At 56.5% G+C, this 20122-nt stretch carries 14 protein-coding genes and 1 pseudogene; all 15 read left to right on the forward strand.

Annotated features, from left to right (window positions below; translation table 11 throughout):
• Positions 1-231 (forward strand): annotated as a pseudogene (locus tag NFS35_RS16425) (hypothetical protein); the annotation flags it as partial.
• Positions 232-364: 133 nt separating this feature from the next.
• Complete coding sequence (locus NFS35_RS16430) at positions 365-3400, forward strand: AAA domain-containing protein (RefSeq protein ID WP_251208212.1); 3036 nt, start codon at positions 365-367, stop codon at positions 3398-3400.
• 219 nt (positions 3401-3619) lie between these two features.
• Positions 3620-4816, forward strand: coding sequence for an AAA-like domain-containing protein (locus NFS35_RS16435; protein ID WP_330640290.1), 1197 nt, complete (start codon positions 3620-3622; stop codon positions 4814-4816).
• Positions 4791-5024: a hypothetical protein gene (locus NFS35_RS29320; RefSeq protein ID WP_330640292.1), complete on the forward strand. Its 234-nt coding sequence runs from the start codon at positions 4791-4793 to the stop codon at positions 5022-5024. Before NFS35_RS16435 ends, NFS35_RS29320 begins: the two co-directional genes overlap by 26 nt.
• A gap of 68 nt (positions 5025-5092) precedes the next feature.
• Entirely contained in the window at positions 5093-6226 is a 1134-nt protein-coding gene (locus NFS35_RS16440; RefSeq protein ID WP_251208213.1) for a glycoside hydrolase family 88 protein, read from the forward strand.
• Positions 6227-6447: 221 nt separating this feature from the next.
• The gene (locus NFS35_RS16445) at positions 6448-7338 is read left to right on the forward strand and encodes an ABC transporter permease (protein ID WP_251208214.1); all 891 of its coding nucleotides are present in this window, start codon (positions 6448-6450) and stop codon (positions 7336-7338) included.
• 15 nt (positions 7339-7353) lie between these two features.
• Complete coding sequence (locus NFS35_RS16450) at positions 7354-8241, forward strand: carbohydrate ABC transporter permease (protein ID WP_251208215.1); 888 nt, start codon at positions 7354-7356, stop codon at positions 8239-8241.
• Between the two features lie 55 nt (positions 8242-8296).
• A complete protein-coding gene (locus tag NFS35_RS16455; RefSeq protein ID WP_251208216.1) occupies positions 8297-10093 on the forward strand; it encodes an extracellular solute-binding protein in 1797 nt (598 codons plus the stop codon).
• Positions 10094-10197: 104 nt separating this feature from the next.
• A complete protein-coding gene (locus NFS35_RS16460; RefSeq protein WP_251208217.1) occupies positions 10198-11529 on the forward strand; it encodes an alpha-amylase family glycosyl hydrolase in 1332 nt (443 codons plus the stop codon).
• Between the two features lie 222 nt (positions 11530-11751).
• Positions 11752-12543, forward strand: coding sequence for a histidinol-phosphatase (locus NFS35_RS16465; protein ID WP_251208218.1), 792 nt, complete (start codon positions 11752-11754; stop codon positions 12541-12543).
• Complete coding sequence (locus tag NFS35_RS16470) at positions 12540-14264, forward strand: sensor histidine kinase (RefSeq protein ID WP_251208219.1); 1725 nt, start codon at positions 12540-12542, stop codon at positions 14262-14264. The genes NFS35_RS16465 and NFS35_RS16470 overlap by 4 nt, the downstream gene beginning before the upstream one ends.
• The gene (locus NFS35_RS16475; RefSeq protein ID WP_251208220.1) at positions 14261-15292 is read left to right on the forward strand and encodes a response regulator transcription factor; all 1032 of its coding nucleotides are present in this window, start codon (positions 14261-14263) and stop codon (positions 15290-15292) included. The genes NFS35_RS16470 and NFS35_RS16475 overlap by 4 nt, the downstream gene beginning before the upstream one ends.
• Before the next feature lie 108 nt (positions 15293-15400).
• Positions 15401-17524, forward strand: a complete 2124-nt coding sequence (gene pulA / locus NFS35_RS16480; protein WP_251208221.1) for a type I pullulanase — start codon at positions 15401-15403, stop codon at positions 17522-17524.
• 14 nt (positions 17525-17538) lie between these two features.
• On the forward strand, positions 17539-18201 hold the full coding sequence (locus NFS35_RS16485) for a cysteine peptidase family C39 domain-containing protein (protein WP_251208222.1): 663 nt from the start codon (positions 17539-17541) through the stop codon (positions 18199-18201).
• A 77-nt stretch (positions 18202-18278) separates the two neighbouring features.
• Entirely contained in the window at positions 18279-19919 is a 1641-nt protein-coding gene (gene malQ, locus NFS35_RS16490) for a 4-alpha-glucanotransferase (protein ID WP_251208223.1), read from the forward strand.
• Positions 19920-20122 lie beyond the last annotated feature (203 nt).

Genomic DNA, 20122 nt, shown 5'->3' on the forward strand with positions numbered 1-20122 from the left:
GCAGAAGGCAGGGCAGAAGGCAGGGCAGAAGGCAGGGCAGAAGGCAGGGCAGAAGGCAGGGCAGAAGGCAGGGCAGAAGGCAGGGCAGAGGGCAGGGCAGAGGGCAGAGAAAACGCCATCCTGGCATCCATACAGAACCTGATGGACAGCATGAAATGGACAGCCGAGCAGGCCATGGATGCATTGAAGCTTCCCGTGGATGACCGCGCCAAATATGTAGCCAAGCTTTAAGCGAAGAGAACGCTCTCCCGGCGCTCTGAAAGGGAGGGAGACCCGGCGGCCATGAGACAAACCGCAAAAACATGTATAAAGAGGTGCAGGGAGCCAATGAAAGAAGGGCATTCCATGGAAGAGGAGCATTCCGATGAACAATATCTGCCGTGACATTTTCAGGGCCATCCACGAGGGAAAATGGCTGCAGATCGAGTACAGGAACAGAGAAGTTCAGGTCACGAAGTATTGGATCGGCATCCGCAGCCTGAATCCGGAAAAGCGCACCCTGTCCGTAGACGGCCTGCACCTTGGCCGGTTTACCACGGAAAGCTATGACGCCATCTATATAGATTCCATTCTCAGCTCTCAGATTGTGGAAGGGTCTTACCAGCCTGTCAATGAGGAGCTGGTGGAGGACATCTACCTGAATCCCTACAGATACAGATCCCTTTTCCGCAACTCCCCCAACCTGAAGATTCTGAATTACCTGGAAATGTGCAACCGCATGGACACAGTGCCCTACCGTTCAGACTTCGCCCTGATTCGTTACCTGGACAGGGAGAGCTTTACCGGGGAGGGCTATCCGCTGGACGGGGAGCAGTTCCGCGCCATTGTCCGGAATTTCCAGAGGAGGACGGAGAAAGAAAAGGAAAAGGCCACCAGGCTCTCCATCCAGCAGCTGGCCATGAACGTGCTCAGCATCCATACCGCCAGGGGGCTTTATGTGCTGGCCTGCCGCAAGCTCCAGCTGGACGTGAAAAGCCGTCTCCTGCGCCCGGAGGAGGACATCACCATCTGCACGGAATTCCGCTACGGGGAGACCAAGGAGAACATCCGCAGATACCTGGACGGGGACGAGTACGAGCTCCTGGGCGATTTTGAGCGGAATCAGGAGAAAATCAAGGACTGCGTCATGAAGCACAGCGGCAGGGTGTCAGGGGTGGACGACATGCCATACATCATCGGTCTGGGGATGGACATCGCCCTGGATCTCCACGGGGAATACCAGGCCATCATCAGGATGTATGACGAGGACAGGGCCACGGTGCCCCTGAAGGCCTTTTTCGGAGACCTTCTGGACAGGCCCCTGCGCAGGAAGAACTATCCCTTAGCCCTGATCGGCCGCCAGACCAATCTGGACCAGCTATTGGCCATCCACAATGCCATGAAGTACCCGGTGGCCTACATCCAGGGCCCGCCCGGCACAGGGAAGACCAATACCATCCTCAACACCATCGTCACCGCCTTTTTCAACGAAAAGACGGTACTTTTTGCTTCCTATAACAATCACCCTGTAAATACGGTGTTCGAGAAGCTGGCAGCCATGGAGTATCAGGGGAAGCGGATTCCATTCCCCGTCCTGCGGCTGGGAAACGTGGACAAGGTCCGGGAGGCCATAGGGTATATCCGGGAACTGTATGAACAGGCCCGGGGGATTACCGTATTCGAGGGTACCCTGGACCGGAGGAAGGACGACAGGGCCCACCGGGCGAAGGACCTGTCCAACCTGCTGCGCAGATATGAGGAAATGCTGGACTTGAAGGAGCGCCGCGAGACCCTGAACCGGATGCTTGAGTACCAGAGCCGGATGCAGATGTCCCTGGAGATGCTGCCCTTCCAGGCGGATCTCCAGGGCAGGCAGCTTAGGCAGATTCAGAACCGGATCGGACAGATGGGGGAGATTACGGACGGGGATGCCCTGGCCCTGCTGTACGACGATTTGGAGGAGCTGCGTAAATACCTCTATTACACATCTGCCCGGTATCTCAAGAAACTGGATGATAAGAAATATGCTAAATTGCGTGAAGTCCTCTTTGACACGGACGAAAAGGAGCAGACTGCCGCTTTTTCCAAATACCTGACAGAGACCGCAAACGTGAAGAAGCTCCAGGAAATCTTCCCCATCATCATCACCACCTGCATCTCCGCCCACAGGCTGGGGGAGCCGGGCCCCATGTTCGACATGGTCATCATGGACGAGGCCAGCCAGTGCAACACGGCGGTGTCTCTGGTGCCCATCCTGCGGGGTGAGAGCCTGATGCTGGTGGGGGATCCCCAGCAGCTCAACCCGGTGATCCTCTTAGAGGAGGCGCCCAACCGGAAGCTGCGGAAGAAGTACAATGTGGCCCAGGAGTACGATTACTGCAAAAATTCCATCTACAAGACCTTCCTGGCCTGCGATGCGGTCAGCGACGAGGTGCTGCTGCACAACCATTACCGCTGCAACAGGAAGATCATCGAATTCAACAATCAGAAGTATTACAATGCCAGGCTCCAGATCTGCTCCGAGAGCAAAGAGCCGCGCCCGCTGGTGTACGTGGACGTGAAGAACAGAGGGGAGGCCCTGCGCAATACGGCCCCCGGGGAGGTGGAGGAAATCCTGGGCTACGCCAGGCGCCACAGGGAGCAGAGCATCGGGGTCATCACGCCTTTCGTGAACCAGAGGAAGCTCATCGAGGAGGCCCTGGAGCGGGAGGGGCTTTCCCATGTGTCCTGCGGCACGGTGCATGCCTTTCAGGGGGATGAGAAGGACGTGGTGCTGTTCTCCACCGCCATCACCGACCAGACCCAGGCGGGTACTTACGAATGGCTGAAGAACAATAAGGAGCTGATCAACGTGGCCACCTCCCGGGCCAGGGACCGCCTCATCCTGCTCTCCGACTCCGCGAACCTTGCCAGGCTCCACAGACAGGGCACGGAGGACGACCTGTATGAGCTGGTGGAATACGTGAAGAAGAACGGCGAGACCCGGGTCACCCGCAAGACGGCGAATTCCAGGGCCCTGGGGGTGAAGCCCTTCAGCACCGCCACGGAGGAGGCCTTTCTGGAGAACCTGAACCACGCCCTGGAGAACATCTGGCTGTCCCAGAACCGCTTCACCATACAGAAAGAGGTACCCATCTCCCAGGTCTTCGCGGAGGACATGGACCAAAGCGACCTGTTCCGTTCAGGCCGCTTCGACTTCGTGGTCTATGAGAAGCAGGGCCAGGAGCCACGCCCGGTGCTGGCCATCGAGCTGGACGGCAAGGAGCACTTCGAGGATGAGGTGGTGCTGAGCAGAGACAGGAGGAAGAGCGAGATCTGCGCGGCCCACGGTCTGCAGCTGATCCGGGTGGAGAATTCCTACGCCAGGCGCTACAGCCATATCAAGGGAATCTTGATGAACTATTTCTCGGTGCGGCACTGAGGGGACGACAACAGATCAGCACATGGAAAAATTTGAGTGGAGACTTCCGCAAATCTATGCTAAAATAAAATCATACATTTTTATACTGCATAACGCTGAATACTGCCTAATGTAATCATGCGATTGAACCAGTCAGCGTTATGCAGTCTGGTTTCACGGCAAGTGAAATCGTTAGGCAGTATAAGATGTAGTCACGGAGTTGCTGGTGAGGGCAAGAATATGGAAAAATGCTTTAATACGGCAGGCATATGTTATCCGGAGGAGCATTACATGGTCAATCTGGACAGCCGTCTGCAGAAAATCGTGCAGATGGTTGACAAAGGACAGTATTTCACCATAAACAGAGGAAGACAGTACGGAAAGACGACAATGATGAATCTGCTGGCCGAAAAGCTGTCGGGACATTACAGCGTCTTTTCCATCAGCTTCGAGGGCATAGGGGATGAACTGTGCCGTTCTGAGGAGGTTTTCTGCCAGACTTTTTTAGGGCTTTTGAATGATGCCCTTTGCTATGAGGGCGTGGAGGGCATCTCCGAAGCGGTTCGGAGGGAATGCCGGGAGCTGAGCGAAGAGATTCCGCAGGGATACAGCATGATGAAGCTGTCCGGCTTTATCTCCAGGCTGTGCGGCGAGGCGGACCGCCCGGTGGTGCTGATGGTGGACGAGGTGGATCAGGCGGGCAACCATGGAATTTTCATCACCTTTCTGGGACTGCTTCGGAAAAAGTTCCTGGCCAGGAAGAGACAGCCCGCTTTCCAGTCTGTCATCCTGGCAGGAGTCTATGATGTCCGGAACCTGAAGCTGCGGATACGGCAGGATTCAGAGCATCAGTACAACAGTCCCTGGAACATCGCGGCTAATCTGGCTCTGGATATGAGCTTTTCGGCAGAGGACATCGCGGGGATGCTGGCGGAGTATGAGGGGAATCATCATGTTGGCATGGACATTCCGCTGATAGCAGGCCTGCTCCATGATTACACCTCCGGTTATCCGTTTCTGGTGTCGCGCTTATGCGAGCTTATGGATATGGTCGTTCCGGGAAAAGAGGGCTTTCCAGACAGATGCTCCGCATGGACGAAGAACGGCGTGACGGAGGCCGTCAAAGAACTGCTGGCTGAGTCCAATCCGCTGTTTGACGATATGGTGAAGAAGCTGGAGGATTTCCCGGAGCTGAAGCGTACTTTCTATGCAATCCTGTTCAGGGGCGAGAAATTTGTCTTCAATACGGACAACCGTGTATTGGATATCGGGAGAATGTTTGGGATGATAAAAAGCCACGATGGGGCGGTAGCGGTAGCGAACCGGATTTTCGAGACCAGGCTCTATAATCTGTTCCTGTCGGAGGAGATGCTGGGCGGGCAATTACTACGTGGAAGCCAGAACCCGCGACATGAGGCGGACGGACATCATCATTGATTACCGGGGGGAGCAGTATGTCTGTGAGATGAAAATTTGGCGGGGGAATGAGTACAACAGTCGTGGGGAACGGCAATTGATTGGCTATCTGGACGATTATCATCTGACTAAGGGTTATATGGTCAGTTTCAATTTCAGTAAAAATAAGAAGACAGGCGTGCAAAAGCTTCTGATGGATGGCAGGACAATCGTCGAGGCGGTGGTCTGAAGATGCTGTTATGACAGCGCTGGCAATGGATGGATAGGTATCTTTGATATAAGAAAGGAGAGGAGACAATGCAGCTAAACGAAAAAGAGACAAAATGGGCCCAGGAGACCCTGGACAGGGTGGCCCACAAGCTGGAGAGAGTGGCAGAGCGGTCAAAGGACAAAATCCCCTACACCACCCTCCACGGCGTCCATGACGACAAGTCCGGGGAGGAGATCGGCTGGTGGACCAACGGCTTCTGGGGCGGCATGATGTGGCAGATGTACGCCCTGACCGGAAAGGAACTTTACAAGGAGATTGCCGAGGACAACGAGCGGAAGCTGGACGCCTGCCTGATGGACATCAACAGGCTCGACCACGACAACGGCTTCCGGTGGCTCCCCACGGCCGTTGCGGACTACCGCGTGACCAAGAATCCCGCCTCCCGGAACAGAGGCCTGCTGGCCGCCGGGAACCTGGCCGGGCGCTTCAACAACCGGGGGAACTTCATCCGGGCCTGGAACGACTGGGGGCCGGACGACCACAGGGGATGGGCCATCATCGACTGCATGATGAACCTGCCGCTCTTGTACTGGGCCAGCGAGGAGACCGGAGACCCCAGGTTCTCCCAGATAGCCGTGAGCCATGCCGATACGGCAGGCAAGAGCTTCATCCGGGGGGACGGCTCCTCCAACCACATCGTGGAGTTCGACTTAGAGACCGGCGAAATGGTGAAAAGCTACGGCGGCCAGGGCTTCGGGGAAGGCTCCTCCTGGACCAGAGGCCAGAGCTGGGCGCTGTACGGCTTTACATTAAGCCACCTGCACACCAAGGATCCGGCCTACCTGGCCACCGCCGAGCGTGTGGCGAATTACTTCATCGCCAACATCCCGGAGAGCGGCTTCATCCCCGTGGACTTCCGCCAGCCTGTGGACGTGGCGCTGGAGGATTCCACGGCGGCTGCCATCGCCTCCTGCGGCCTGATAGAGCTGGCCAAGCTGAAGGAAGGCCGCCAGAGCAGGATCTACCTGTCAGCGGCCCTGAAGATGCTGGGGGCCCTGGCGGAGGAGCGGGTGCGCTGGAACGAGGAGGAGGACAATCTCCTGGAGAAATGCACCGCGGCCTACCACGACCAGGAGCATGAGTTCTCCATCATCTACGGAGACTACTATTTCCTGGAGGCGTTAATGAAGCTGAACGGCAGGGAGCTTTTCATCTGGTAGGACAGCATATTGCCAAAGCGGCATGAAAAATGTTCTCTTCAAAAATAACAAATTTTACAAAACTGACTTAAAAGTGATCATATTTCCGATAAAAGCAGTCGAAATTGGAAATGGATCACTTTTATTTTTTGACAATATCACATAGAAAGCGTTTGGTAAAAATGATAAAATCTGCATTATCAACAAATAAAAACTTCATAAACTTGAAGGAGGGCGGGAATATGTTCAACAAAAAGTTCCTGAAGCATTATTACATAATGCTGATACCGGCAATTATCTGGCTGGTGCTTTTCAACATTGTGCCGATGTTCGGCATCGTGATGGCGTTCGAGGATTTCAACCCTGGCCTGGGCATGTGGAAGTCGCCGTTCATCGGCTTCGCAAACTTCGAGTACATGTTCCAGATGAGCGACATCAGACAGGTCCTGACCAATACCATCATAATCGCCATGGGCAAGATCATAGCGAACCTGGTGGTGCCCCTGGTGTTCGCGATTCTGCTGAACGAGCTGTGTATCCAGAAGCTGTACCGGCCCATTCAGACCATCGTATATCTTCCCTATTTCCTGTCATGGGTCATCCTGGCGAAGATTGTGCTGAACATCTTCGGTTACGTGGGCCCCATCAACTCGGTGATTAACTTCTTCGGCGGGGAGAGCATCAACTTCTTTGGTACGGACAGCATGTTCCGGCCTTTGGTCATCGGCACGGACATCTGGAAGAACTTCGGCTACAATGCCATCATCTATCTGTCCACTATGCTGGGAATCGCGCCTGAACTCTACGAGGCAGCGGCTGTGGACGGCGCAGGGCGCTTCAAGCGGATCTGGCACATCACCCTGCCTGGCATCAAGATGACAGTGGCACTGCTGGCGATCCTGTCCCTGGGCAATGTGCTGAACGCGGGCTTCGACCAGATTTTCAACCTGTACAATCCGCTGGTGTACTCCACGGGCGACATCCTGGATACATGGGTGTACAGAGCCGGTCTCGTCAATCTGCAGTTTTCCCTGGCCACAGCGGTGGGTTTGCTGAAATCCGTGGTAAGCTTCGTGCTGATTACCTTAGGGTATTGGATGGCGGATAAGTTCGCGGGATATAAGTTATTCTAATAAGGAGGAGACACCATGAATATAAAAGATAATTCTGTAGGATCGAAAGTATTTGATGTCATAAATGTCATCATATTGGTGCTGATCGGCCTCATGTGTCTGCTGCCCCTTTGGTATGTGCTGTGTGTATCCTTAAGCTCCAAGGACGCGGTGAATGCCGGACTGGTATCCTTCTGGCCCGTGGGCTTCAATGTGGACTCTTACAAGAAGATCGTAGGCGAGGGCGCTTTCTTCCAGGCCTTCTGGAACTCCATCTGCAGGGTGGTGCTGGGAACCGTGGTGAGCCTGGGCTGCATCCTGATGGCGGCCTACCCCCTTTCCAGGACAAAGGCCCAGTTCCCCAAGCGCAACATATTCATGTGGATTTTAATCTTCTGCATGTTGTTCAACGGCGGTACGGTGCCCTGGTACCTGACCATGCGCAACTACAAGCTGATTGACAATATCTGGGGCCTGGTGCTGGCAGGCGGGCTTCCGGTGTACAATGTGATACTGGCCATGAACTTCTTCAAGAACCTCCCCTCCGAGCTGGAGGAGGCGGCGCTGGTGGACGGGGCCGGCCCCTGGAGGATATGGGCTTCCATCTATATCCCTCTGGCCAAGCCCAGCATCGCCACCATTACCCTGTTCACCATCGTGGGCTACTGGAACGAGTTCTTCCAGGGCCTGGTGCTGAGCACCAAGGAGGCCAGCTATCCCCTGCAGACCTACATACAGCAGATGGTGGTGACCCTTGATTACTCCACCATGAACGCGGAGCAGATCGCGGCTGCCTCCAAGCTGAACAACCAGTCTTTGGACGCGGCGAAGATCTTCATCGCCATGGTGCCCGTGCTGATCGTGTATCCGTTCCTGCAGAAGTACTTCGTCAAAGGTATTACTTTGGGTTCCGTAAAGGGTTGATTTTTCCCATATGGAATCTGAATGAAAATACAAATAAAAAATGGAGGGAAGTATTATGAAATTGAAAAAGCTTATTTCACTCATGCTAGTTGGAACCATGGCTCTGGCGATGACTGCATGCGGCGGCGATGCCGGCAGCGGCAGCAGCGCGGCTGAGTCAAATCAGGAGTCCTCCGCGGCTCCCGCTGAGTCCGAAGCCGGTGGAGAGGAATCTGATGCTGAGGCCGGCGGAGAGGAATCTGATGCCGGAGAGGCCTCCGGGGATGAGGGCGGCCAGGCAGATGCCAGCGGCTCCAAGGCCCTGCAGCCTTTCGAGGAGACTGTCACCATCAAGATGGGCCATGGCCTGGACCCCAACACCACTTTCGCAGAGGGCGAGTCTGTGGAGAACAGCCGCTACCTTCAGTGGCTGAAAGAGGATATGAACATCGACGTGCAGTATGACTGGATCTGCTCCAACACGGACTTCGAGCAGAAGATCAATCTCTGCATCGCCTCCAACACGCTGCCTGACGCAGTGAACGTAGGCCAGACACAGTTCCTTGCCATGCTGAAGTACGACCAGATCCAGCCCCTGACCCAGGTATTTGAAGAGTATGCTTCCGACAGACTGAAGCAGTACGTGAATTCCGGCGGAGAGGCCCTGATGGATGCCATCTCTTCCGACGGCGAGATGTATGCGATCCCTGCTCCCAACCTGACGGCCAGCGGCGTGAACACCATGTGGATCCGCCAGGACTGGCTGGATGAGCTGAACCTGGAGGTTCCCAGGAGCATTGACGAAGTCTTCGATGTGGCGAAGAAGTTCGTGGAGGCCAAGCTGGGCGGCGACAACACCATCGGCATCATTGGACCGGCTTCCGGAGACCAGCTGATTGCAAGAGGACAGAACCGCTGGGGATTGGATCCCATCTTCGGCGCATATGAGTCCTATCCTGAGTACTGGCTGGACAATGGCGACGGCACCGTAGCTTATGGCTCCGTACAGCCCCAGACCAAGGACGCTCTGGCCAAGCTGGCCGAGATGTACGCAGCCGGCGTCATCGACCCTGAAGTGTTCGTAAGGAGCGATGCCCTTGAGCCTGTGACCGCAGGCAGGGCCGGCATCTTCTTTGGCCCTTGGTGGTGCGGCTACACCGTGGACAGCGTGACCTTAGACGGCAGCCAGGAGTGGATGGCCTACATGGCTCCTCTGGCAGCGGACGGAAAGTTCTACTCCCCCATGGCCGATCCTACCACCCAGTATGTGTGCGTGCGCAAGGGCTATGAGCATCCCGAAGTGGCAGTGCAGATCATCAACTATCTGATCGCCAATGAGCAGCAGTGGACAGACGAGGGCAAGACCGCGGATACCTCTACCGCCGCAGTATATCCTCTGTTCAATGTATATGACAACGCTGATGAGATCGAGTATTCCTACGAGTGGCTGAAGAAGTTCAATCTGGGCGAAGTGGCGAAAGAGGACGTGGACGTCACCGGACGTAAGCTCCTGAGGAACGACCTGGATGCCATCGAAGTGATGAAGTTAGAGCCCAAGGATGACTTCTCCCTGGAGTACTGGGATCTGGAAAACGAGAAGGCTGATTCCAACATCCCTCGCCTGGTATCCATCATGATTGGTGAGAGGCCTCTGGTGGAAGAGGGATATGAGCCTATCTACAACGCATTCAGCGGCCAGACAGACACCATGGCTACCAAGTGGGCGAACCTGGAGAAGCTGGAGGAGGAGACCTTTGCGAAGATCATCTTAGGCCAGGCTCCGATTGACGAGTTCGACAACTTCGTGACCAAGTGGTACGCTGAGGGCGGCCAGGAAATCTTGGACGAAGTCACCAAGGCTGTGAACGAATAAGCACTTTTGACACGGGGCGGCGGGGGAGTTTTCTCCTGCCGCCTTTGTGTACCCGGGTTTTCTTCGGAACGATATGAATTTCTAGAAAAGAGGTCGAGAACAAGATGGCAGAAAATACCAAGATTGAACTGAGGCAGAAGATGATGTACTCCCTGTTCGTCAGGAACCATACCCCGGAGGGCACATTCGCCGCTGTGGAAAAGGATTTGGACCGCATCCAGGCCCTGGGCACGGACATCATCTGGTTCATGCCCATCCAGCCCACAGGCGAGCTGAACCGGAAGGGGAAGGACGGGAGCCCCTATGCCATAAAGGACTACCGGAAAGTGGATCCTGCCATGGGCACCATGGAGGACTTTAGGCACCTCACGGACGAAATCCACAAAAGGGGCATGCAGTGCATCCTGGACGTGGTGTACAACCACACATCGCCGGATTCCTGGCTGATAGAGAATCACCCGGACTGGTTCAAGCGGGACGCACAGGGGAACACCGTGACATTGGTGCCGGACTGGAGCGACATCGCGGATCTGGACTATGGCAAGGAAGAGCTGTGGCAGTACCAGATCGACACCCTGAAGATGTGGGCCGAGATGGTGGACGGCTTCCGCTGCGACGTGGCCCCCAGAGTCCCCGTGGAGTTCTGGCGGCAGGCCCGGGAAGCGGTGGAGCAGGTCAGGCCCGGGGCCATCTGGCTGGCAGAGTCCACGGAGAAGCATTTCATCAAGTTCATCCGCAGCCAGGGAGGGTACTGCGCAACGGATTCCCAGTTGTACGAGGTGTTCGATATCTGCTATGATTATGATATCTGGCCCTCCTTCCTGCATTATGTGAAAGGAAAGGACGCGCATCCGCTGTCCCTGTACCTGGACGAGATCGAGAAGCAGGAGGGGACATACCCGGAGAACTTCGTGAAGCTGCGCTGCCTGGAGAACCACGACCAGGACAGAATCGCCCATCATGTGGAGGATAAGCAGTCCATCCTGAACTGGACGGCCCTAAGCTTCCTGTTGAAGGGGATCGCGTTCGTATACGCGGGGCAGGAGAGGATGCTTTCCCACAGGCCCAGCATCTTCGAAAAAGACGCCACGGATTTCTCGGGCGGGGAGGACATCTCCGGCTTCATCGCCAGGTGTGCGAAAATCAAGAGAACGGAGCTTACGGCAGACGGCATCTACGGCAGCTTCGGGGATGACGACAAGGACGTAGCGTATCTGTGGTGCAAGATGGGACAGGAGTGCGTGGTGGGGATATTCAGCCTGAAGGGCTACACCGGAGAGATAGCCGCCCACATGGCGGACGGCAGCTATGAGAACCTTCTGACGGAAGAGCTGGTGGGCATATCGGAAGGACGTCTCACTCATGACGGTACGCCGATTATCATCAGGACGCATACGGACGCCCTCCTGGAAAGAGAAATGCGGATGTATCTATAAAGGTTGTTCCATTCCTATTGTGCGGGGAAAACGGGATATGATATAATATCCCCATCCGGGGCATTGTGCAGGGCTCCGGTTCCGGGTGCGCGACGGGGCGCGAGGCTCTTGCGGCGCGGGAATCACGGCCAATGCCCTGGGATGCCCCGACTAATGCCCGGGGATACCCCCGACCGGAACCTCCTTTATGTGCAATCCCAACCAGAAAAAAGGAGAAGGACCATGACCAAAACAATCCAACGTGTAAATTACCACACTCACTGTGACAGATGCCGCCATGCCAGAGGAAGCGCAGAAGAATACGTGGAAGAAGCCGTCAGGGCAGGCGTATCGAAGCTGGGCTTCTCCGACCACATGCCCTTTTATGACGACCGATTCGGCCTGCGCATGCCCTATCAGGAGCTGGACGAGTACCTGGGGGAGATTACTGCCCTCCGTGAGGCCTACCGCGACAGCCTGACAATCACCCGGGGCTTCGAGGGCGAGTATGTCCGGGAGGACAGGGCCTATTATGAAAAGCTCCTATCCCGGGAGGACTGCGACTATCTGCTGCTGGGCCAGCACTTCTATGAAAAGGAGAACGGCGAGCTGATCAATGTCTACCAGCTGCCGGATACCCGGGACTACGAAATCTACGCCGCGAACATCGTAGAAGCCATGCGCACCGGGTATTTCAGGTACGCCGCACATCCCGACCTGATTTTCTTAAACGACCTGCCCTGGGATGCGCACTGCGAGAGGGCCTGCGACATCATCGTGGAGGGCGCGGCCAAATACGGCTTCGCGCTGGAGTACAATGCCAATGGCTTCCGCAGAGGGAAGAAACAGTTCTCGGAGGGGGAGCGCTACCAATACCCCCTCGACAGATTCTGGGAAAAGGTAAGGGAGGCAGGGCTTTCGGTGTACGTAGGCTCCGACTGCCACGACCCGGAACAGGTCTATGACGGGATCGTGGAGATGGCCTATGGGAAGCTGGAGGAGCTGGGGATCGCCGTCAGGACGGACTGGATATGATGAGGGAAAAAATCACGAAATCCCTGCAGGGACGGATTCTCCTGATCAGCATGATCGGACTGGTGGCCTGCATCCTTTCCCTCTACATGGTCTCCAGCATCACCATCCAGTCCGTCGAGCAGCATCGCCTGGAGAATTCCCTGATGGCCAACATGAGCAATGAGATAGACCATCTGGAATTCTGCTATTTCACCATGGTGCGCATGATGCAGCAGATGGGGGAGGACGGCAGCATCGGCTCCATGCTGGAGGATTACCTGTATTCGGAGAACAATTTCGAGAAATACCAGCGCAGGCGGGAGCTGGAGAATGAGATCGTCTCCATCGGCTTCATCAATAATTATGTGAACCTGGCCATATACATAGACAGCGACACCAAGGAGGAGCTGTTCGACAGCGTGGCCTTCAAGGACAAGGATTTTGCCGCCGGATGCGTGATGCAGATTGGGGAGAACCAGTTTCAGGCCCTCCACAAATCCAAAAGGAAGAGCAGCGAGATCGTTGTAGTCTCCCTGCTGGAGGAACGCCAGGCTTTTGACGGCAGGACGCTGGACATCTACATCGAGATGAAATCCAATATAGAGGATTATGCGCCCAGGGGGGGCGCTTCCTATCTTTCCATGCAGTTGGATGAAAACGGAAAGGTGCTCTTTTCCAACAGCGACCTGTTCGCCCGGGAACAGGTCCTGGATCTGGCGTTGGATGAGGACGGCAGCTTTTCGGGAGTCTTCGGGGACTACTATCTTGTGGCAAAGCGGTCGGATATGGGATTCATCTATGTGAACGGTGTGCCCCAGGAAGAGTACCTGAAAGAAATGATCGCATGGTATGAGAAGATTTTCCTGCTGTGCGTGCTCACGGCGATTCCGGCCCTGCTGATCATGCTGGCCACCAGGAACATGCTGGGCCGCCCCATCAAATCTCTGGAACAGGCGATCGAGGAGGTGGGCGAGGGGAAGCTGGAGCCCGTCAGCGAGGATCTGGAGGTCAGGGAATTCAGGGAGCTGATGCACAAGATCAACGAGATGAAGGTGGACATCAAGAACCTCCTGACCAAAGTGCAGACGGAGGAAGAGGAGCGGCAGAAGACCGAGCGGGAGAAGCTCATGTACCAGATCAATCCCCATTTCCTCCTGAACACCCTGAATTCCGTGCAGTGGATGGCCCAGTTGGAGCACCAGGAGTCCATCAGCAGGTTCCTGGCGGACTTCAAGTCCCTGCTGGCCTACAACCTGGGCAAGGAGGAGAAGAGCAGCACCCTGCGCACGGAGGTGGAGATCGCGCAGAAGTACATCAACCTCCAGCGGCAGCGGTATGACTTCGAGGCCACCATGGAGGTGGAGGAGGGGGAGTACCTGGAGACGGAGACAATCCGGATGCTGCTCCAGCCCCTGATCGAGAACGCCCTGCGCTACGGCCTGGGAGATATGGGGGTGGTGGACATCCGGATATTCCAGGATGAGCGCAAGGACTGCGCGGTCATCACCATCCAGGACCACGGCAGCGGATTGAGCCGTGAGAAGCTGGAGCAGCTCAACCGCCCCTTCTGCTACAAGAACAACGGAGACGGGGATACGGCCGGAATCGGGCTGCGCTATGTGCGCCACTGTCTGGAGGGCTTCTATAAGGGAGAGTCCATCCTGACGATCAACAGCGAAATCGGAAGGGGCACCAAGGTGACCATCATCATTCCGGTGCGGATAGCAAAGGAGCATACATGATCAAGGTTCTGATAGTGGATGACGACAAACTGGCCAGGCGGGGCCTGGTGTCCCTGATGGACTGGGAGGCCTACGGCATGGTGGTGGCGGGGGACGTGCAGAACGGTAAGACGGCCCTGCAGTTCGTCCGGGAGCACCCGGTGGACCTGGTGTTCGTGGACATCGACATGCCGGAGATGAACGGGATCGAGTTCATGGAGGAGTGCCGGAAGATCAAGCCGGAGGTGCAGTTCGTGGTGCTGTCCTTCTTCGAGAACTTCTCCTATGTCCAGGCCACCCTGCGGCTGGGGGGACTGGACTATATCTCCAAGACCTCCATGGAGCTGGACAATGGGGACACCATCCTCCAGCGGATTCTGGAGAAATACGAACAGCGCAATAACAAGGCCGTGCCTCCCAAGGAGATGGGGGAGGAGCTGGCGGCTATCTGGGAGGTGTGCAGGACCCAGCACTGGTTCTTCTCCGACGGGGCCTTCGAGCGGCTGAAGGAGCTGATCTCGCAGGTGGAGCCCAAGGCGTCCAACGTGCGGAGGCTGGAGATGATGATCGCCCGGTATATCGGGGAGCTGGAGGGGATGCTGGAGCTGCCGGAAATCATGGTGCCCCTTTTCTCCGACACGGAGGAGATTGTGCAGTGGCTTTCGTCTTACCGGTCAAAAGTATACGAAAGCATGGCAGACCGGTCTCTGGGGAGCGACGCGGAGAGGATTTTGAAGGCCGTCATCTACATGAAGGAGCATCTGGAGGAGGATCTCTCCACCAGCACCGTGGCGGAATACATCGGCTGCAGCAGGAGCTATTTCTGCATCATCTTCAAGAAGCTTTCGGGGCTTTCCTTCGGGGATTATCTGCAGCAGGTGCGGATCGAGCGGGCCAAGGAGCTGCTGCTGAACAGTTCGGATTCCGTGACGGAGATCGCCTTTTCCTCCGGGTACAACGATATCTATTATTTCAACCGCGTCTTCCGGAAAGCGGTGAACTGCAGTCCCATGGAGTTTCGGAAAATGAAAGGGCAGACGGAATGCTGACAGTCCGGCAGAATTGTTGACTTTGGGGGCCGCGTGATGTAAACTGGGGATAGCGCCGTGGGAGGAAGAAGGTTCTTCTGTCAGTATTTTATGAAGGAGAGGAAGAAGTTGAGGAAAGGCTTAAGGCGGAACACAGAGTTCACCGCAGGCAGGGAATTCAACGAAAGATATCGGTATGACGGGAAGGATCTGGGCGCGGTCTGCAGGGACGGGCGGACTGTGTTCAAGGTGTGGAGCCCCCTGGCGGAGAGGGTGGAACTGCTCCTGTATCGGAGCGGCACTTCCAGGGCCTGGTTCCGAAGAGAGCTGCGTGCCTGCGACAGGGGCGTGTGGAAACTGGAACTGCAGGTGAGCCTGCATGGGATGTACTATGATTATCTTGTGCGGATAAAGGGAAAGGACAGGCGGACGGCGGATCCTTACGCGGTAGGCTGTAGCTGCAATGGGGGCAGGAGCATGGTGGTGGATTTGCGGCAGACGGATCCGGAGGGCTTTGGGGCGGATGTGCCGCCAAAGGAATGTGGAGAGCGAATTGTGTATGAGCTCCATATCAAGGACTTCTCCTATGATGAGGGCAGCGGCGTGCCGGAAGCTTTCAGGGGGAAGTACAAGGCGTTCACGGTGGAGGGCATCGGGGCGGGAGGCTCTGGGGGCAGCCTGCATTCTGCGGATGCCGCGGGCGCTGCAGGAAGCCTGTGTCCGGCCAACGGTCCGTCTCTTACCGGCATGGCGTATTTGAAGAGCCTGGGCGTGACCCATGTGCACCTGCTCCCCTTCTTCGACTATGGGTCTGTGGACGAGGCGGGGGATGCCGGGCAGTTCAACTGGGGCTACGATCCTGTGAACTACAATGTGCCTGAAGGCTCCTACGCCACTGACGTTTCGGACGGAACGGTGCGCATCCGGGAGTGCAAAGAGATGATTCAGGCCCTCCACGCAAACGGTCTCAGAGTGGTGATGGACGTGGTATACAACCACACCCACCATGCGGATTCCTGGCTGGAGAGGATGGTGCCGGGCTATTATTACCGCCATGGAGAAGACGGACGGCTGTCCAACGGTTCCGGCTGCGGAAATGACATCGCGGCGGGCCGGGCCATGGTGGACAATTATATCGCGGATTCCGTCCTGTACTGGGCAAGGGAATACCACATCGATGGATTTCGGTTCGACCTGATGGGGCTTCTCACGGTGGAGCTGATGAACCGCATCCGCAGGGAACTGGACGAGGCTTTCGGCCCGGGGGAGAAGATGCTCTATGGAGAGCCATGGAGCGCAGGTCCCTCGCCCATGGAGGCCGGGACTATGGCTGCGATGAAAGAAAACGCGGGCTGTCTGGATGAGGGGATTGCGATATTCAGCGATGACACCAGGGATGCCATCAAGGGCAGTGTGTTCCAGGCTTTTGAGCCCGGCTTCGTCAATGGGGGGACGGGACAGGAGGAGGCGATCCTCCACGCCGTGACCGGCTGGCGGGACGGCGGGGCCTGCTTTGTGCCGAAAAGCTGCGGACAGATAGTGAACTATGTGTCGGCCCACGACAATTTCACCCTCTGGGATAAGCTGGTGCTGTCCATGCACGGGGAGGAGGCGGATTTCTCCGCGGGGTACGAGGACGTGCTTGCCGCCAACAGGCTGGCTGCCTTGATCTATTTCACCTGCCAGGGGAATCTGTTCCTCCAGGCGGGGGAGGAGTTCGGGCGGACGAAGCTGGGGGACGAGAACAGCTACTGCGCCCCGCCGGAGCTGAACATGCTGGACTGGAGCAGGGCGGCGGAGTACAGTGAACTGGTGGAGTATTACAGGGGACTGATACGCCTGCGGAAGAAGCTGCCGGGCCTGTGCGACAAATCCCCCTTCGCGGCGGAGCGGATCGGCTGCCAGGAAATACACAGGGAGGGCGTGGTGTCCTTCCGGGTGGACAATCGGAGCGGCGCAGATCGGAATCCCGGCAGTGGGGCTTCCCCATGGGAAGAGTTGTTCATCGTATATAACGGTTCCGAGGAGGACTTCGCGGTAGGGCTGCCGGAGGATAGTATGTGGGCCGAGGAAAGCCCGGGGTTTGAGGACGGTTCGGGACCGGGGCGCTGGGAGATTCTGGCGGACGGGCTGGAAGCGGACTGCCGCAGACAGGTGGAACTGCCGGAAGGAGCCGTCCGGGTGGCGGCCCGCAGCGGCATGCTCCTGGGGAAGACAGGGGCGGGGGGAAGGCGCTGCCTCATAGAGGCTTAAGGAGGGCCGATTTCATGGGAATGCTCAGCAATCCGGTTTTTCTCCGCTTTTTGGCGGCAGCCGTTCTACAGACAGTTATGGTCATCACGATAGTAGACTGCCTGTTGATGGGGGTTTTACGCCCGTGCTTTGCCCGGAGATGCTATCCGTCCCGGTTCCTGCCGACAGGCCCGAACCGGATCGATTTCCAGTCGGCCATGGAGTGCTCCGCCTATGCCTCCGCTTTCGTGCTGCGGCATTTCGGACAGGATGCGTCCGGTGAGGGGCTGTACCGGGAAATGCCGTGCAGGCGCAGGGACGGTTCCGTGTACCCGCGGGGCGTTAAGAAGCTATTGGCCCGGCAGGGCCTGAAAGCGGTCTACTGCACCGGAAACCTGAACGCGCTGAAAAGGGAGATTGCCGGCGGGACCCCTCCCATCGTTCTCATCCGCACATATCCCGGCAGGAAATGGCTGCACTATGTTCCTGTAGTAGGCTATGACGAGTCAGGCCTTTTCCTGGCGGACTCTCTGGCAGAGCTGTCGAACTGCAGCGGGAATGGTTACAATCGGAAAGTGGAGAACGCGGATTTCCGGAGGCTCTGGAACACTTCCATGCTGAGGATGCCGCTGTACAGACATACCTTTTTTCGGGTTTCCCGTGACGCATCAGTCCCTTTCCCGAAAGGGGAGCCGTAATCAATCAGGATACAAACGTTCGTTGGAACGCAGGGAATTGTGAAAGAAATTCCTAAGAAAGGACAGGGTAAATAGTTATGAAGAGAGCAAGTGGTATTCTGCTTCCCATTGCCAGCCTGCCGTCAAAGTACGGCATCGGCTGCTTCTCCAAGGAGGCATATGATTTCGTGGACAAGCTGAAGGAGGCGGGCCAGAGCTACTGGCAGATATTGCCCCTGTCGCCCACCAGCTACGGGGATTCTCCCTATCAGTCCTTCTCCTCCTTTGCGGGGAACCCGTATTTCATCGACCTGGAGGCGCTGATAGAGGAGGGCGTGCTGACCGAGGAGGAATGCGCGGCCTGCGATTTCGGGGACGACCCTGCCAAGGTGGACTACGGCAAGATCTATGAGGAGCGCTTCCCCCTGCTGCACCTGGCCTACGAGCGCAGCAACATCGCCCAGAATCCCGATTTCATCCGCTTCGTCCAGGAGAATGCGGACTGGCTGGAGGACTACGCCCTCTTCATGGCTGTGAAGCTCCGCTTTGACGGGGCCGCCTGGGAGGAGTGGGCCGAGGACATCAAGAAGCGCTGGGATTACTCCATGGACTACTACAGGAGGGAATGCTATTTCGACATCGAATTTTACAAGTACCTCCAGTACGAATTCCATGTCCAGTGGAAAAAACTGAAAAAATACGCAAATGATAACGGAATACAGTTCATCGGGGACATTCCGATTTATGTGGCCTTCGATTCCTCGGACGCCTGGGCCCATCCGGAGATGTTCCAGTTCGACGCGGACTTCCAGCCCATCGCCGTGGCGGGCTGTCCGCCGGACGCTTTCTCCGCCACAGGACAGCTCTGGGGGAACCCCCTGTACAAATGGGACTACCACAGGCAGACGGACTTCCGCTGGTGGTGCCAGAGGCTGGACCACTGCTTCAAGCTCTATGACGTGGTGCGGATCGACCATTTCCGGGGCTTCGATGAGTATTACAGCATTCCTTTCGGGGACGAGACAGCCGAGAACGGCCATTGGGAGAAAGGCCCCGGCATGGAGCTGTTCCGGGTGCTGAAGTATAAGCTCGGGGACAAGGAAATCATAGCGGAGGATCTGGGATTTTTGACGGATACGGTGGTGCAGCTTTTGAAGGACAGCGGCTATCCGGGCATGAAAGTGTTGGAGTTCGCCTTTGACCCCAGGGAGGAGACGGACTATCTGCCGCATAGTTATGACCGGAATTGCGTAGTATATACGGGAACCCACGACAATGAGACGCTGGTGCAGTGGTACAAGGGGCTGGACGAGGAATCCAAGGCCTTCGCTACGGAGTATATGAACAACGCCTCCACGCCGGATGAGGAGAAGTACTGGGATTTCGTCCGCATGGCCATGATGAGCAGCGCCAATACCTGCGTCATTCCTGTCCAGGATTACCTGGGACTGGACGCGGAGGCCAGAATCAACCATCCCTCCACCCTGGGCGGAAACTGGGAGTGGCGGATGTCCGCGGACATGCTGGACGATGGGGCGATTGAGAAAATCTACCGGCTCACCAGGATCAGCAGCAGGCTTTCCGAGGCGAAGCAGCGGGAAGAGAACGAAAAGGCGGAGCTGAAACGGAAGAAAGAGCAGGAGCTGAAAGCGGCTCAGGAGAAAGCGGCCAGGGCGGCTGCTGAAGAAAAGGCTGCAAAAGAGAAGAAGGCTGCCGGGGAAAAAGCAGCGAAAAAATAGAGTGAAAGCCGTGATTGGAAATGGAAGTTATTCCGAATCACGGCTTTTTTCATAGAGCTTTCCCAATGAGGAAATACGCCGGGAGTTTGCCGGATTCATCCGGCAGGTCAGGCGGGACGATACCATCCGGCGCGTCATAGTGCAGGATAGAGAAATTCCGGTAAAGAAAGTATTGTCTTTTTACTATATATGTGGCAGAATGA

This window comes from Acetatifactor aquisgranensis (assembly GCF_943193215.1).
GTDB lineage: Bacteria > Bacillota > Clostridia > Lachnospirales > Lachnospiraceae > Acetatifactor > Acetatifactor aquisgranensis.

Coding starts and splice junctions, on each gene's coding strand:
- NFS35_RS16430 (WP_251208212.1), top strand. CDS start 365: ATGAACAATATCTGCCGTGACATTTTCAGGGCCATCCACGAGGGAAAA.
- NFS35_RS16435 (WP_330640290.1), top strand. CDS start 3,620: ATGGAAAAATGCTTTAATACGGCAGGCATATGTTATCCGGAGGAGCAT.
- NFS35_RS29320 (WP_330640292.1), top strand. CDS start 4,791: ATGAGGCGGACGGACATCATCATTGATTACCGGGGGGAGCAGTATGTC.
- NFS35_RS16440 (WP_251208213.1), top strand. CDS start 5,093: ATGCAGCTAAACGAAAAAGAGACAAAATGGGCCCAGGAGACCCTGGAC.
- NFS35_RS16445 (WP_251208214.1), top strand. CDS start 6,448: ATGTTCAACAAAAAGTTCCTGAAGCATTATTACATAATGCTGATACCG.
- NFS35_RS16450 (WP_251208215.1), top strand. CDS start 7,354: ATGAATATAAAAGATAATTCTGTAGGATCGAAAGTATTTGATGTCATA.
- NFS35_RS16455 (WP_251208216.1), top strand. CDS start 8,297: ATGAAATTGAAAAAGCTTATTTCACTCATGCTAGTTGGAACCATGGCT.
- NFS35_RS16460 (WP_251208217.1), top strand. CDS start 10,198: ATGGCAGAAAATACCAAGATTGAACTGAGGCAGAAGATGATGTACTCC.
- NFS35_RS16465 (WP_251208218.1), top strand. CDS start 11,752: ATGACCAAAACAATCCAACGTGTAAATTACCACACTCACTGTGACAGA.
- NFS35_RS16470 (WP_251208219.1), top strand. CDS start 12,540: ATGATGAGGGAAAAAATCACGAAATCCCTGCAGGGACGGATTCTCCTG.
- NFS35_RS16475 (WP_251208220.1), top strand. CDS start 14,261: ATGATCAAGGTTCTGATAGTGGATGACGACAAACTGGCCAGGCGGGGC.
- NFS35_RS16485 (WP_251208222.1), top strand. CDS start 17,539: ATGGGAATGCTCAGCAATCCGGTTTTTCTCCGCTTTTTGGCGGCAGCC.
- malQ (WP_251208223.1), top strand. CDS start 18,279: ATGAAGAGAGCAAGTGGTATTCTGCTTCCCATTGCCAGCCTGCCGTCA.